Below are 13,989 nucleotides of genomic sequence, written 5' to 3' on the forward strand. Positions count from 1 at the left end.
GCTGAACGGAACGGAGAACGGCTGCCTCCTTCGAAGGTATTCCGCGAGGTGACACCGAAATCCCTGGCTCCCGCGAGGATCCCCGGGAATTTCCCGGCTTCGGGATAGGCTCTTGCGTCACATGTCCGTCTCCTGGCGACAACGGCTGCGTGCCCTGCTGGCGATGACCCTGTTGACCCTCGGGTGCGCCTATGCACTCGCGTCTTGGAATTGGTGTGGACGCTGGGGCCAGGGGGCGCCCGCGCTGGTGGGCCAGGCGCGCGCCGGGGGTCCCCTGAGGGCCGGGGCGGCGAGGGTGGACCTGGCGCCGCCCTATCCGGTGGTGGTGGCCGGCTACGGGCTGCCGCTTGCCGAGGCGGCCGGGGCGGGCCTCGTGCCCCGGGCACGCGCGGTGGTGCTGGCCGCGGGCGACATGAAGGTGGGACTGGTGTCGCTGGAGCTGATGCTGGTGCCCGATGCGCTCGTGGCCGCGGTGCGCGAGCGGACCGCGAGCCTGGGGCTCGGCGCGGTGGTGGTGGTGGCCACGCACACGCACTCCTCCTTTGGAGGGTATGACGCCCGGCTGGCCGCCCAGCTCGGTGGGACGGGGCGCTTTCGCGAGGCGTCGCTGAAGGCGGCGGTGGAGGGGGCGAGCGAGGCCCTGCGCCAGGCGGCCTCCCAGCTTACCGACGTCTCCCTGGAGGTGGGGGAGGCGCGCGAGCCGGGACTGGTGCGCTCGCGCTCGGGGGGCGAGTCGCCGGATGGAAACCTGACGCGCGCGGTGCTGCGCGGCGAGCGGGGGCCGGTGGCGGAGCTGCTGCTGTTCGCCTCGCACCCCACGCTGGTGCCGCGCAAGCGCGACGTGGTGGACCCGGACTGGCCCGGCCGCGTGAGTGAGTTGCGCGAGGCGGAGGGCGGGGTGACGCTCCTGCTCCAGGGGGCCAGTGGCAACGCCATGGCGGTGTGGGAGGGGAGCCAGGGGATGGACACCGTGGAGGGGTACGCGCGGGCCGTGGCGGAGCTGGCGGCGCGGGTGACGCCGGTGCCGGTGGAGCGCCCGGAGCTGGGCTTCGCGCGGGTGGAGGTGGCGCTGCCGAGGCCGGACGCCTCGCGGCTGGTGCCCTCGTATGCCCGGGCGGCGGGAGACAACTTCCTGTGTGCCTCGTCCGCGCGCCGCACCGAGGTGGGGGCGCTGCGGCTGGGGCCGCTCGAGTGGCTGCTGGTGCCGGGCGAGCCCACGGTGGCGGCGGGCTCGTCCCTGGCGCGCCGCACGGGCGCTCGCGACGTGCTGGGGCTGGCGGACGGGTACGTGGGCTACGTGGAGACACCCGAGGCCGTGCGGGCGCGCGAGGGCGAGGCGCGCCGCCAGTACTTCGGCGCCACGTTGTTGGAGCAGTTGGGCGCCGGGGCGGAAGTGGCGGCCCGGGCGGCGGGCTTCACCCCGTGAGGGGGCGCTAGAGCTTCTCGAACTTCGAGTCCTCGTCCCGCTTCTTGAAGAGCAGCACGGTGCGGCCGAGCAGCTGGGCGAGCTCGGCGCCGGTGCCCTGGGCGAGCTTCTCGGCGGCCTCGTGGCGATCCTCCGGGCCCTCGTTGATCTTCACCTTGATGAGTTCGTGGTCGTGGAGCGCCTGGGCCACGGCGGCGATGACGCCCTCGCTGACGCCCGCCTGGCCCACGATGACCACGGGTTCGAGGTGATGTCCCAGCGCGCGCAGCTGGCGGCGCTGCTTTCCGGTCAACGGCAAGATGCTTCTCCTTCAAGTGGGGAGGCGCGCGGTGGCGCTCCCGGGGTGGCGCACCCTACTTCTTTTGCGCGGCCATGCGCAGCTCGCGCTGGGCCTCGATGTGGTTGGGTTGCAGCTCCACGGTCCTCTGGAAGTGCTTGAGCGCACCGCTCATGTCCCCGCATAGCTTGGCGATGACGCCCAGGAAATAGTGCCCGGCGGCGACCTTCTCGTTCTTCTTCAGACACAGCTGGATGTCTTTGTAGGCCTCGTTGAAGCCCACCTTCTTGTCCTCGAAGGTGAAGAAGCGGGCGTAGCCGCGCCAGGCGTAGAACTCGGCCTCCTCGGCGTTGAGCTGGATGGCCTCGTCGAGCAGCTTGACGGCCTCGGCGAACTTGCGGCCCTTGATGTAGACGCCGGCCTTGCGGAACAGTTCCTCGCTCTTGAGGATGGCCACCACGTCGACCTCGGCCTCCTTGCTGCCGCCGGACTTGAGCTCCTCGATGTACGCGGCGCGGCTCTTCTCGTCGGCGAGCGCGCGATGGGCCTCGCCGATGTAGGCGAAGATGTCGGCCTTGAGCTTCTCCATCTCGGGAGGCGCGCCGGGAGGATTCGTGTCCGGGTGGTACAGCTTGGCCAGCTTGAAGTAGGCGATGCGCACCGCCGGGCCGTTGGTGTCCGCGCCGACGCCCAGGCGCTCGAAGTGGTTCTGATCCTTCAGTTTCTGGGCGAGCTCCTGGAGCGCGGCGATGTCGTTCGCGCCAGACGCCGGAGCGGACGGGGCCGCCGGAGCGGAAGCCTCGGGTTTGGCCGCGGGAGCGGCGGGGGCGGGAGCGGCGGGCTTGGCGGCGGCAGCGGGTGCTGGGGCCGAGGGAGCCGCGGGCTTCGCCGTGGCGGCAGTGGGGGCCGGAGCGGCGGGCTTTGCGGCGGCAGTGGGAGCCGGGGCCGAGGGGGCAGCGGGCTTGGCGGCCGGGACGCCACTCATGGATGGCGTGGCGGGACCCTGGGGAGCGGCGGGCCTGGCGGCGGGAGCCGGGGCCGAGGGAGCGGCGGGCTTGGCGGCCGGGACGCCACTCATGGATGGCGTGGCGGGGCCCTGGGGAGTGGCGGGCCTGGCGGCGGGAGCCGGAGCGGCAGCGGGCTTGGCGGCGGGAGCCGGGGCCGAGGGAGCGGCGGGCCTGGCGGCCGGGATGCCACTCATGGAGGGCGTGGCGGGGCCCTGGGGAGCGGCGGAGGCCGGGGCCGGCTGGGGCGTCGCCTGGGCCGTGGGGGCCGTCCGCACGGCGGCGAAGGACACGCCATCGAGTTCCCGGAGGAGGAACACGAGCCGCAGCAGATGGTCGGCGTCCTGGGGGAGATCCTGGATGAGCTGGGCCGTCGAGCGTGCGCCGTCGATGAAGGCGAGCACGCGCACCTCATGCGGGGTGAGCCGCAGATCTCCGGTGGACACGCGTCCGTTGGACTTCATCACGGGCAGGGCGAGCTCGGGCTGCAACAGGCGCCGCAGGTCGGCGGTGGGAATGCGGCGCACGAGGTCGCCGAGCACGGCCCACTTGTTGCCCAGCGGCATCGCCTTGGCGGCGGGCAGCTCCCTGGCCTCGAAGGTGAAGGAACCGGACTCGGCGCGCAGGGCCTTGAGCAGGATGTTCTGCGCGCGCTGGGCGAGCTGGGCGAAGGCGGAGGCGGGCTGGAGCAGTCCCAGGCCGAAGAGGGCCGCGAGCACCTCGCCGCCGAAGCGGCTCCGGGCGGACTCGGCCTGCTGGAGCTGCTCCGGAGAGACGAGCTTCGCCTGGAGGAGCCAGGAGCCCAGGGCGTCCTCGGGATGGGAGGACTCGACGAGCTCGGGATTGCCCTTGCGGAAGTGGATGCCGAGGGTGCCATCGGCCAGGGTGAGCGAGAGCAGACCCGTGTGATTGCCCGCGGCGATGAGGCCATAGAGGCGCACGGGCGAGAAGGCCGAGAGCTGACCGTGGGTGGGGAGCGCGTCTGATGCCGAGGCGGCGGGAGTGCCCGTGGGCTCGGGGGAAGCGGGGGCTGGCGCGGTAGGGGGAGCCCCGGGAGCAGCGGCGGTGGGCACGCCAGGCGCCGTGGGCCGAGGACCGGCGGCTCCAGGAGCGGCGGCGGTGGGCACACCGGGAGCCGTGGGCCGAGGACCGGCGGCGGTGGGCACGCCAGGAGCGGCGGCGGTGGGCACACCAGGGGCCGTGGGCCGAGGACCGGCGGTGGGCACGCCAGGAGCAGCGGCGGTGGGCACACCAGGAGCCGTGGGCCGAGGGCCGGCGGCGGTGGGCACGCCAGGAGCGGCGGCGGTGGGCACACCGGGAGCCGTGGGCCGAGGACCGGCGGCGGTGGGCACGCCAGGAGCGGCGGCGGTGGGCACACCGGGAGCCGTGGGCCGAGGACCGGCGGTGGGCACGCCAGGAGCGGCGGCGGTCGGTACGCCGGGAGCCGTGGGCCGAGGACCGGCGATGCCAGGAGCGGCGGCGGTGGGCACGCCAGGAGCCGTGGGCCGAGGCCCTGCGCCGGGAGGAACACCCGGGCCACCGTGGGGAGCGACGCCAGGCGCGGTGGCGGTGGGCACACCAGGAGCCGTGGGTCGAGGACCAGCGACGCCAGGAGCGGCGGCGGTGGGCACACCAGGAGCCGTGGGCCGAGGCCCTGCGCCGGGAGGAGCACCCGGGGCTCCGTGGGGAGCGACGCCAGGAGCGGTGGCGGTGGGCACACCAGGCGCCGTGGGCCGAGGACCGGTGACGCCAGGAGCGGTGGCGGTGGGCACACCAGGGGCCGTGGGCCGGGGGCCAGCGACACCAGGAGCGGCGGCGGTGGGCACACCAGGAGCCGTGGGCCTGGGGCCAGCGCCGGGAGGCATACCCGGGCCACCGTGGGGAGCGACGCCAGGAGCGGCGGCGGTGGGCACACCAGGAGCCGTGGGCCGAGGCCCTGCGCCGGGGGGCATACCCGGGCCACCGTGGGGGGCGGCTCCAGGAGCGGCGGGACGAGCGGGCGGGGGAGCCGCACCGGGTCCTGGACGAGGCGCACCCGGAGGAGGCGCCATGGGCCGGGCGCCGGGACCCGGGGCGGGGACTCCGGGAGCCGCCACGGGGGCGCGGGCGATGCCGGGTCCCGCCATGGGCACGCCCGCACTTCCGGGCGGTGGGGCCGCGGACGGCATGGGCGCGGGAGCGTTGGGCGGGCGGTTGTTGGGCACGGGCGTGCTGGGGCCCGGGGCGATGACGTCGCCCCACATCTCGCGAGGGAAGGCCTCGCGCACATGCGGGAAGAGTCCGGGCTGGGCGAAGTGGATGCCGTCCTCGGACACCTGGAGCCGACCCTGGATGGCACCGTTGTCGATGAGCAACTCGATGGTGGCCAATTCCAGGGGACCCCAGATGGCGCCCTGATCATTCCTCACGAAGTACTGCCGGACGTCTCCCTCGGCCATCGCGGGTGCGGCTCCTTGTGTGCCCTGGGTCACGCTAACCCCGCCATGGGCGCAGGGAAAGCTGGCTGCCGGGCTTGTCTCACGGGGTGTCCAACGTGGCCATTCCAATGAGCTTCAGACATTCGGCGTCCGCGTCCAGGGCGGTGGGGGGGTCGAAGCAGTGCACCTCGCTGTCGAACACCTTGCACATCCCCTTGGGCGTGCTCGCGCAGGCCGCCTTGGCGTAGGCCTTCACGCAGCCGTAGCCGCACACCGGGTGCCCATCGCTCGACTGGCACTGCAGCGCGGGCAGCGACTTGCCCCATGCACAGAGTGCCTGGGCGGGCGGATCGAAGCACTTGAGCTGCAAACCATCACTCTTGCAGACGCCCATGGGCGTCGTATTGCAGGCCACCTTGCCGGAGCCCACGGTGCACTTGTAGCCACACGCCAGGTCCGAGCCGTAGCCCTTGCACTCGGCGCGGGGCGCTTCCCGGCCATACAAGGCGTACACCTCGGGGGGCGGATCGAAGCAGACGATCTCGTCGTTGCGGCCGCCGCAGATGCCCGCCGGAGTGCGCGCGCACTGCACCTTGCCGAACTGCGTGACGCACTGGTAGCCGCACGCCACCTGCCCGTCGATCGTCTTGCACTCGGGCGCGGGCAGCGCGGAGCCATAGACCCGGACGATGTAGGCGGGCGGGTCGAAGCAGACGGCCTGTCCGTCAATGACCTGGCAGGAGCCCTGGGGCGTCTGCGCGCACCGCACGCGCTGCCCATCCGACTTGCACTGGTAGCCGCACGCCACGTGCCCATCGATGGCGCGGCAGGTGGGGCCGGCCGCCGCCTCCGTGGGCGCGGCCATCAGCCATGCGGCGGTCATCATGGAAACGAGGGACGCGAGCACGATGGGACCTCGGGGGTGTCTTGGCCTGATTGACGCGCAGAGTGGGCGCGCGCGCAAGCTTTGGACATGTTAGTTGCCCGCTCGTGGACCTCTCCCCGCTTCAGCTTGCCCTGTTGTGTGTCGCGGCTCTCACCGCGGGTATGGTGGATGCCATCGCGGGAGGGGGCGGATTGATTTCGCTGCCTGCTCTCCTGTCCACCGGCCTGCCGCCTCACGTGGCCCTGGGCACCAACAAGGGCCAGTCGGTGTTCGGCGCGTTCGCGGCGCTGGTGCGCTTCTGGCGGGCGGGGCTGGTGCGCGGGGGGCTGGCCGCCATCACCTTCCCACTCGGGCTGGTGGGCGCGCTGCTGGGCGCGGGGCTGGTGCTGCTCCTGCGCCCGGAGGTCCTCAAGCCGGTGGTGCTCGTGCTGCTGGTGGTGGTGGCCGCCTTCCTGGCCTTCCGCCGGGGGCCTCCGCCCGGAGCGCGGCCCGAGCCTCCACTCGCGCGCCTGCGAGCGCTGGGCGCGCTGATCGCGCTCCTCATCGGCACCTATGACGGCTTCTTCGGGCCGGGCACGGGCACCTTCCTCATCATCGCCTTCTCGGGGCTGCTCGGGCACAGCCTGACGCACGCCTCGGCGGACGCCAAGGTGGTCAACTTCGCGACGAACCTCTCGGCGGTGTGCCTCTTCGCCTGGCGCGGGCTGGTGCTCTGGCACGTGGCGCTGCCCATGGCGGCCGCCCAGTTCACCGGGGCGTGGCTGGGCGCGCACTTCGCCGTGCGCGGCGGCGACCGGCTGGTGCGCAAGGTGGTGCTGGGCGTGGTGGTGGCGCTCGTGATCAAGCTGAGCCACGACGTGCTCTCGGCCTGAGCTTCAGCCGATGAACACGAGCAGCGCGAGGCCGCGCCGGGCCACGCTGGCCGCGAACTTCTTCAGCTCCTCGAAGTAGGACAGCAGCTCCTCCTCGGGATCCAGCTCCGGTGGAGGCTCCTCCCAGAAGCCCGGGTAGATGTCCTCGCGCTGCATGCGCGCCGGCTCGTAGCGCTGGCGCAGCGTGCTCGCGGAGAGTGCCTGGAGCGCCCGGGACAGCTCCTGGACCTGGGCGGGGGTGAAGAGGCGCGCGGTGCCCTCGTCCGAGGGGATGTCGCCCACGTCCTCGCCGCCGCGCACGAGGAAGTCCAGCGGGGCCTGGCCCTCCCACGCGGTGTGCGTGAGCAGGTACTGCAGGCCGTGCCACGTCTCCCCGATGTCCAGCTCCAGGAAGCGCGCGCCCTCCGCGTCCCCGAAGTCCTCCTCGTCATCCAGGAAGGCCTCGAGCTGGCCGGGCGCCGCGAGCAGCGCCTGGCGCTGGGTCTCCGTCAGACTGCGCAACGTGCAGAGCATTTCCATCACCCCTCCGGGGGCGGCTACTCGACCACCACGAGCCGCGCGTTGATCTCCACCGCGGTGCCTTCCTTGGCGGGCAGCTCCACCACCTTGCCCGCCTTGGGACTCTTCAGCTCGTTCTCCATCTTCATCGCCTCGACGACCACCAGCCCCTGACCCTCCTTCACCTCGTCGCCGAGCTTCACCAGCACCTTGACCACCTTGCCGGGCATGGGCGCGGCGATGAGCTGCTTGCCCTCCACGGTGAAGCCCGCCGTGCCCTGGCGCAGCCGCAGCCGCCGCTCGTCCGCCACGTCGATGCGCGACCACTGCCCGCGCACGAGCACCCGCACCTCGTCGCCCGCCTCGTCGAACTCGACGTTGTACGAGTGGCCCTCCAGCAACAGCGACAGCGCGCCGCCCTCGAGCGCCAGGGCGTCCACCACCACGCTCTTGCCCGCGTGCGTGAGCTTGTAGCGGTTGTCTCCCGCGGGCTCGATGTCCACCGGCACCGCTTCCTTCTGTCCGTGCAGCTTCGCGAAGTAACGCATGGCTCGTCGTCGTGTCCCGGGTTGACGGTTCTAGCGGCCGTGGCGGAGCGCCCGCCGCCACGCGGAAATGCCCGCCTCGCCCTCGGAGGGCGCCTGGGGCAGGGCCTTGGCCCGCTTCTGGTCGCGCTGGTAGGCGTACACCACGCTGGCCAGCAGCGCCGCCTCGGCGAGCTTCGGATCCTCCGTGTTGCCGAGCAGCGCCTCGTGCTGGCGCGGCAGGAAGCCCGTGTCGTAGTCGCCTCCGGTGAACTCCGGGTGCGAGAGGATGGCGTGCAGGTAGCGCACGTTGGCGGTGATGCCCTTGACCACGTACTCGTCCAGCGCCCGCTTCGCCCGTTCGATCGCCTCGGCGCGCGTGGGAGCCCACACGGACAGCTTGGAGATCATGGGATCATAGAAGTTGGGCACGGTGTAGCCGGGGTACACGCCCGAGTCGTCGCGCAGGTAGGGGCCGCCGGGCACGCGCAGCGTGGTGATGCGGCCGGGGCTCGGCATGAAGTTGCGCGCCGGGTCCTCCGCGTAGATGCGCACCTCGATGGCGTGGCCGTTGGGCGTGGGCGCCCGGGTGAGCGGCAGCTTCTCGCCCTCGGCGACCTTGATCTGCCAGGCCACGAGGTCCAACCCCGTCACCCACTCCGTCACCGGGTGCTCCACCTGGAGCCGGGTGTTCATCTCCAGGAAGTAGAAGTTGCGGTGCACGTCCACGAGGAACTCCACCGTGCCCGCGCCCACGTAGCCCACCGCCTGGGCGGCCTTCACCGCCACCTCGCCCATCTTCGCGCGCAGCTCCGGCGTGAGGATGGGGCTGGGCGTCTCCTCCACCACCTTCTGGTGGCGGCGCTGCGCCGAGCACTCGCGCTCGTTGAGGTGGATGGTGTTGCCATGCGCATCGGCGAACACCTGGATCTCCACGTGGTGGGGCTTCTCCAGGTACTTCTCGATGTAGACGGCGTCGTTGCCGAAGGCGTTGAGCGCCTCGCTCTTGGCGGCGCGCCACGAGGAGTCGAAGTCCTCGATCCGGTCCACGCGACGCATGCCCTTGCCGCCACCACCGCCCGCGGCCTTGAGCATGACGGGGAAGCCGATCTTCTCGGCGTAGGCGCGCGCCTCCTCGTGGGTGGCGAAGGGCTCGGTGCTGCCGGGCACCACGGGCACGCCCGCCTTGATCATGTTCTGCCGGGCGCGCGTCTTCTCGCCCATGGCGTCCATGGCGCTGGCGGGAGGCCCGATGAAGGTGATGCCGGCCTTCTCGCACGCGCGCACGAAGGACGCGTTCTCCGAGAGGAAGCCGTAGCCGGGGTGGATGGCATCCGCGCCGGCCTGGCGGGCGGCCTCGAGGATGCGCTCCTGCACGAGGTAGCTCTCACGCGAGGGCGGGGGACCCACGAGGAAGGCCTGGTCGGCGGTGCGCACATGGAGGGCGGAGCGATCCGCCTCGGAGTAGACGGCCACCGTGGCGATGCCGAGCTCCTTGCAGGTGCGCATCACCCGGACGGCGATCTCGCCGCGGTTGGCGACGAGGATTTTTCGAATCTTGGCCATGGGCGCCCCCTTTAGCACACGGGAGCGGCGCCCGGCCCTTTCGAGACGCGTCCTACTTGCGGTGGCTGAGGTACTGCTCCATCAACCGGCGGGCCTCGACGAGCTTCGCCTCGACGAAGCGGTCATCCTCGTCCGGCTCCGGAGGCGGCGCGGGGGGCTGCTCACCCCGGCGGCCCGGCTTGCCCGGGGCGGCGGCGCCCTGCTGGGGCGCCTCGTTGCCGAAGTCCACCGCCGCGGCGAGCAGGTTGCGCGCGGTCGCTCCCCCGTCGAGCAGGCGGCCAAGCACCGGCGCTTCCACGCCGAGCCAGCGCGCCGTCTGACGCACCACGTCGATGTACTCGCCCTCGAGCGAGCGCGACGGACGGCCGGGCTCGCTCAGCGAGGCGCGGCCGTAGCTGCCGGCCTTGTCGGTGTAGAGGCCCACCGCCTGGTCACGGAAGTCACGCGCCACGGCGCGCACCAGCGAGTCCAGGTGATCCTCGGGGACGGCCTTGCCGCCGGAGGGCTGCAGCTTCACCTCGGCCACGCGCCAGCCCGCGTCGGTCATGGGCGCGGCGGCCTCGACCCAGCGCACGTCGGGCAGGGGGACATGCGCGGTCTCACACGCCCGGGACAGCGTCTGACGCAGGGCGGTGAGATTGCCTTCGATGTCGGCGAGGAAGAGGACCAGGCGGGGTTGAGACAAACGGGGGCTCCTTAATGAGTGCGCTCCTTGAAGCGCGAACGCACCCCCCAAAATTTCCCGGGGGATTCGCCCTGAATTTTCAGGAGATAGTCTTCGACTGCCTGCCTGCTTTCGCAAGCCGGGGAGCCCTCATTCAATCCGGCAGGCGTCGGCGAAGTCCAGACGGGGGTTGCGCGGGAAGAGCTTCGCCGGGTCGCCGTAGCCCAGGTTGAGCAGGAAGTTGCTCTTCCACTTGCCGTCCGGGAAGAAGGCGGCGTCCACCTTGGCGTTGTCGAAGCCCGCCATGGGGCCGCAGTCCAGGCCCAGGCCCCGGGCCGCGAGGATGAGGTAGGCGCCCTGGAGGCTGCTGTTCATGTAGGCGGACTTCTCACGTGCCTCGGGCGGCATTCCCAGGAACATGGGCTTCATGTCCCGGGCGGGGAACAGCTTGGGCATCTGCTCGTAGAACTCGGTGTCGTACGCGACGATGGCCGTCACCGGCGCGTTCATCGTCTTGTCCACGTTGCCGGCGGAGAGCGCGGGCTTGAGCTTCTCCTTGGCGGCCTGGCTCTTGACGAAGACCAGACGCAGGGGCTGCGCGTTGGCCGCCGTGGGGCCCATCCGCGCGAGCTCGTAGAGGCGCTTGAGGACGGAGTCCTCCACCGGGCGGTCGAGCCACGCGTTGTGGCTGCGCGCTTCGTTGAAGAGGACGTTCAGGGAGGCATCATCGAGGAGGGGACGCGGGTTGGCCATGTGCCCCTCCCTAACGATTCACCCGCCGCCGCGCAAGCGCCTGGGACGCGGCGCGTCGTGGGGGGCCCCCCGAGTGACGGGGCCCCCGGCGGATCGCTCAGAGCGGGATGTTGCCGTGCTTGCGCGGAGGGTTCTCCTGGCGCTTGTTCTTGAGCATCTCCAGGGCGCGGATGACCTTGGCGCGCGTCTCCTCGGGGCGGATGACCTCGTCGATGTAGCCGAGCTCCGCCGCCTTGAAGGGGTTGGCGAACTTCTCGCGGTAGTCGTTCACCAGCCGGGTGCGCTCGGCGTTGGCGTCCGGGGCGCGCTTGATCTCATCGCGGAAGATGATGTTGACGGCGCCCTCGGGGCCCATGACGGCGATCTCCGCGGTGGGCCAGGCGTAGTTGATGTCCGCGCGGATGTGCTTGGAGGCCATGACGTCATAGGCCCCGCCGTACGCCTTGCGGGTGATGAGCGTCACCTTGGGCACGGTGGCCTCGGCGAAGGCGTAGAGCAGCTTGGCGCCGTGGGTGATGATGCCGCCCCACTCCTGGTCCGTTCCCGGCAGGAAGCCCGGCACGTCCACCAGGGTGACGAGCGGGATGTTGAAGCAGTCGCAGAAGCGCACGAAGCGCGCCGCCTTCACGCTCGCGTCGATGTCCAGACAGCCGGCGAGCACCGCGGGCTGGTTGGCCACGAGCCCCACCGAGCGCCCGTTCATGCGCGCGAAGCCCACCACCATGTTCTTGGCGAAGTGCTCCTGCACCTCGAAGAAGTGCCGGTCGTCCACCACGGCGCGGAGGATCTCCTTCACGTCGTAGGGCTTGTTGGGGTTGCTCGGCACCACCGTCTTGAGGCTGTCCTCCGCGCGGAAGGGATCATCCTCGGTGGGCTGGGCCGGCGGATCCTGCTGGTTGTTGGAGGGCAGGTAGGACAGCAGCTCGCGCGTCATGGCGATGGCGGCCTGCTCGTTCTCCGCGGCGAAGTGCGCCACGCCCGACTTCTGGTTGTGCGCGAGCGCGCCGCCCAGCTCCTCCTTCGTCACCTCCTGGTGCGTCACCGTCTTGATGACGTCCGGGCCGGTGATGAACATGTAGGAGGTGTCCTTCACCATGAGGATGAAGTCGGTGATGGCGGGCGAGTACACCGCGCCCCCCGCGCACGGGCCCAGGATGAGCGAAATCTGGGGCACCACGCCCGAGGCGAGCGTGTTGCGCAGGAAGATGTCCGCGTAGCCCGCGAGGCTCTCCACGCCCTCCTGGATGCGCGCGCCGCCCGAGTCGTTCAGGCCGATGACGGGCGCGCCCACGCGCATGGCCATGTCCATGATCTTGCAGATCTTCTGGGCATAGGCGCCGGAGAGCGAGCCGCCGAAGACGGTGAAGTCCTGGGCGAAGACGAACACCTGCCGGCCCTCGACGGTGCCGTAGCCGGTGACGACGCCGTCGCCCGGAATCTTCTTGTCGCCCATGCCGAAGTCACTGCTTCGGTGGGTGACGAACTTGTCCATCTCCGTGAAGGAGCCGGGGTCGAGCAGCAGGTCGATGCGCTCGCGGGCCGTGAGCTTGCCGGCCTCGTGCTGCTTGGCGATGCGGTCGGCGCCGCCGCCCAGCTCCGCCTGCTTCTCCAACTGCCGCAGCCGGGCGCGAAGGGGATCCGTTTCCGAGGTTCCGTCCATAGGTCCGCGCATCTAGCACGATCAGGGCGTGGCGGGCAGCGTCCAGCGGCTGGAGAAGCGATGGCCTCCCCCCGGAAGGCTGTCGAGCCAACCCTCGATGTCCTCGCTCCGGGACAGCAGGGGACCCAGCTCGAGCCCCACGGTGAAGATGCCGGCGAGGCTCTTGTCGGCGACCACGTCCATCAGGGACACCTGCTTGAGGCCGCTGGCCAGCCGGGCCGGGTCCACGGTGAAGGTCGCGGCGTGGGGCAGCTTCGCGCCTTGTGTGGGCACGACGGAGAGCAGGCTGGAGGCCGCGGTCTCGTCATTGCCCAGGGCGAGGTGCCGGCCCTGGAGCCGCAAGAGGAGGGTGCCTCCCTTCATGTCCAGGGCGTACCCATCCTCGAGCACCCGGGCGCCGGGGAACTTCGCGAGCGGGGCGAGCGCGCTCCTCACCGCCGCCGGGTCCGTCACCTCGGCGACGAGCGCTTGACGCGTTGCGAAGAAGCGGCCGTCGGGGGTGCGCAGGTTGGGCCGTGGCCGCACCCCGTCCACCGCGATCAGCACGTTGCCCGTGAGCCGCCCGCCCACCGCGCGCGTGATGGAGGACAGCTCGGCCTGGGGGCAGGCGGAGCAGACCTGCTGGAGGAGGGCGCGCACGTGGTCCATGGCGTCGGACACGCCCGGGGGGGAGAGGCGGGCGCGCGAGAAGAGCAGGCCGGTGGGCATCATGGTGCCGTAGGGGCTCGTGCCCGAGGACTGGAAGGCGGGCAGTTGCAGGTTCGTGCCCGTTCCCTCCACCTGGAGCGCCGTGGCGGAACCATCCAGGCCCACGGTGAGGCCGCGTTTGGCGCTGGACACATAGACGACGCCAGGGAGCTTGCCCATCCGGGCGTCGGCCTTGGGCGTCAGGCCCACCAGCCGCGAGGCCTCCTTGAACAGCACCTTGCCCTGGCCGTCGTCGACGAAGCCCCCGCTCACGCTCGCGAAGGCACACGCCTCCTTCCCCTTGAGGGCGTAGCCGATGTCGCCTCCGGAGTCGCGGGGAACGAGCACGGAGGTGATGCCCGCGCTGGTGGTGGGCTTCACCTCCGTCACCTTGGGGTTGGCGGTCTGGAGCATCGCGGCGGCCCGCTCCTGGAAGAGCTTGGGGTCGGCCAGGCGGGTGCAGGAGATGCGGCCCGAGGGCAGCAGGGACAGGGTGAGGGGGGTGGCGGGGTCGATGCCCGCGCGGGTGAGGGTGTCGGGCTGGCGGGGGTCGAGCGACAGGAAGGGATGGAGCTCGGCGAACCAGACATCGGGCCGCAGCAGCGCGGCGGGCTGTCCCGCCCGTTCGAGGAAGGCGGTGAGACCCTGGATCGCGTCCAGCCGGGGGATGTGGACGAGGGTTTCCGTAGCGGTGGCGGCGCGGGGCGCGGGAGCGGCGGCGAGCGAGGCCGCGAGGACGAAGCAGAGCATGGCTT

Annotated in this window: 13 protein-coding genes; 3 read left to right on the top strand and 10 right to left on the bottom strand. The window is 71.6% G+C overall.

Annotation, left to right across the window (positions count from 1 at the left end; translation table 11 throughout):
• The first annotated feature begins 121 nt into the window (after positions 1 to 121).
• Positions 122 to 1,426 (top strand): neutral/alkaline non-lysosomal ceramidase N-terminal domain-containing protein, encoded by a 1,305-nt coding sequence (locus F0U63_RS07245; protein WP_395845064.1) that lies wholly within the window; start codon positions 122 to 124, stop codon positions 1,424 to 1,426.
• Positions 1,427 to 1,433: 7 nt separating this feature from the next.
• Here the strand turns inward: F0U63_RS07245 and yhbY are convergent, their stop codons facing one another.
• On the bottom strand, positions 1,434 to 1,724 hold the full coding sequence (gene yhbY, locus F0U63_RS07250) for a ribosome assembly RNA-binding protein YhbY (protein ID WP_395845066.1): 291 nt from the start codon (positions 1,722 to 1,724) through the stop codon (positions 1,434 to 1,436).
• A gap of 55 nt (positions 1,725 to 1,779) precedes the next feature.
• Positions 1,780 to 4,197, bottom strand: coding sequence for a DUF4388 domain-containing protein (locus tag F0U63_RS07255; RefSeq protein ID WP_395845068.1), 2,418 nt, complete (start codon positions 4,195 to 4,197; stop codon positions 1,780 to 1,782).
• Between the two features lie 559 nt (positions 4,198 to 4,756).
• On the opposite strand from F0U63_RS07255, the gene F0U63_RS07260 reads away from it, so the two are divergent.
• Positions 4,757 to 5,104 (top strand): hypothetical protein, encoded by a 348-nt coding sequence (locus F0U63_RS07260; RefSeq protein WP_395845070.1) that lies wholly within the window; start codon positions 4,757 to 4,759, stop codon positions 5,102 to 5,104.
• A 120-nt stretch (positions 5,105 to 5,224) separates the two neighbouring features.
• On the opposite strand, the gene F0U63_RS07265 is transcribed toward F0U63_RS07260, so the two are convergent.
• Positions 5,225 to 6,010 (bottom strand): hypothetical protein, encoded by a 786-nt coding sequence (locus F0U63_RS07265; RefSeq protein WP_395845072.1) that lies wholly within the window; start codon positions 6,008 to 6,010, stop codon positions 5,225 to 5,227.
• Between the two features lie 104 nt (positions 6,011 to 6,114).
• Between F0U63_RS07265 and F0U63_RS07270 the strand changes: the two genes are divergently transcribed.
• Positions 6,115 to 6,882, top strand: a complete 768-nt coding sequence (locus tag F0U63_RS07270; protein WP_395845074.1) for a TSUP family transporter — start codon at positions 6,115 to 6,117, stop codon at positions 6,880 to 6,882.
• 3 nt (positions 6,883 to 6,885) lie between these two features.
• Here F0U63_RS07270 and F0U63_RS07275 read toward each other — a convergent pair whose 3' ends face one another.
• The 7 genes from F0U63_RS07275 to F0U63_RS07305 all read right to left on the bottom strand — a co-directional run bounded on the left by F0U63_RS07275 (position 6,886) and on the right by F0U63_RS07305 (position 13,984).
• Positions 6,886 to 7,401, bottom strand: coding sequence for a YfbM family protein (locus tag F0U63_RS07275; RefSeq protein WP_395845076.1), 516 nt, complete (start codon positions 7,399 to 7,401; stop codon positions 6,886 to 6,888).
• Between the two features lie 17 nt (positions 7,402 to 7,418).
• Entirely contained in the window at positions 7,419 to 7,928 is a 510-nt protein-coding gene (locus F0U63_RS07280; RefSeq protein WP_395845078.1) for a biotin/lipoyl-containing protein, read from the bottom strand.
• Between the two features lie 30 nt (positions 7,929 to 7,958).
• On the bottom strand, positions 7,959 to 9,470 hold the full coding sequence (accC, locus tag F0U63_RS07285) for an acetyl-CoA carboxylase biotin carboxylase subunit (protein ID WP_395845080.1): 1,512 nt from the start codon (positions 9,468 to 9,470) through the stop codon (positions 7,959 to 7,961).
• Positions 9,471 to 9,522: 52 nt separating this feature from the next.
• Positions 9,523 to 10,155 (bottom strand): hypothetical protein, encoded by a 633-nt coding sequence (locus F0U63_RS07290; RefSeq protein WP_395845082.1) that lies wholly within the window; start codon positions 10,153 to 10,155, stop codon positions 9,523 to 9,525.
• A gap of 129 nt (positions 10,156 to 10,284) precedes the next feature.
• The gene (locus F0U63_RS07295) at positions 10,285 to 10,887 is read right to left on the bottom strand and encodes a malonic semialdehyde reductase (RefSeq protein WP_395845084.1); all 603 of its coding nucleotides are present in this window, start codon (positions 10,885 to 10,887) and stop codon (positions 10,285 to 10,287) included.
• A gap of 97 nt (positions 10,888 to 10,984) precedes the next feature.
• Positions 10,985 to 12,547, bottom strand: a complete 1,563-nt coding sequence (locus tag F0U63_RS07300; protein WP_395845086.1) for an acyl-CoA carboxylase subunit beta — start codon at positions 12,545 to 12,547, stop codon at positions 10,985 to 10,987.
• A gap of 21 nt (positions 12,548 to 12,568) precedes the next feature.
• The gene (locus tag F0U63_RS07305; protein ID WP_395845088.1) at positions 12,569 to 13,984 is read right to left on the bottom strand and encodes a hypothetical protein; all 1,416 of its coding nucleotides are present in this window, start codon (positions 13,982 to 13,984) and stop codon (positions 12,569 to 12,571) included.
• Between the last annotated feature and the right edge of the window lie 5 nt (positions 13,985 to 13,989).

Source organism: Cystobacter fuscus (assembly GCF_044360685.1).
Lineage (GTDB): Bacteria > Myxococcota > Myxococcia > Myxococcales > Myxococcaceae > Cystobacter > Cystobacter fuscus_C.

Bases quoted from the DNA above. Each gene is read 5' to 3' on its own strand.
- F0U63_RS07245 (WP_395845064.1), top strand. From the start codon at position 122: ATGTCCGTCTCCTGGCGACAACGGCTGCGTGCCCTGCTGGCGATGACC.
- F0U63_RS07260 (WP_395845070.1), top strand. From the start codon at position 4,757: ATGGGCCGGGCGCCGGGACCCGGGGCGGGGACTCCGGGAGCCGCCACG.
- F0U63_RS07265 (WP_395845072.1), bottom strand. From the start codon at position 6,010: ATGATGACCGCCGCATGGCTGATGGCCGCGCCCACGGAGGCGGCGGCC.
- F0U63_RS07275 (WP_395845076.1), bottom strand. From the start codon at position 7,401: ATGGAAATGCTCTGCACGTTGCGCAGTCTGACGGAGACCCAGCGCCAG.
- F0U63_RS07280 (WP_395845078.1), bottom strand. From the start codon at position 7,928: ATGCGTTACTTCGCGAAGCTGCACGGACAGAAGGAAGCGGTGCCGGTG.
- accC (WP_395845080.1), bottom strand. From the start codon at position 9,470: ATGGCCAAGATTCGAAAAATCCTCGTCGCCAACCGCGGCGAGATCGCC.
- F0U63_RS07295 (WP_395845084.1), bottom strand. From the start codon at position 10,887: ATGGCCAACCCGCGTCCCCTCCTCGATGATGCCTCCCTGAACGTCCTC.
- F0U63_RS07300 (WP_395845086.1), bottom strand. From the start codon at position 12,547: ATGGACGGAACCTCGGAAACGGATCCCCTTCGCGCCCGGCTGCGGCAG.
- F0U63_RS07305 (WP_395845088.1), bottom strand. From the start codon at position 13,984: ATGCTCTGCTTCGTCCTCGCGGCCTCGCTCGCCGCCGCTCCCGCGCCC.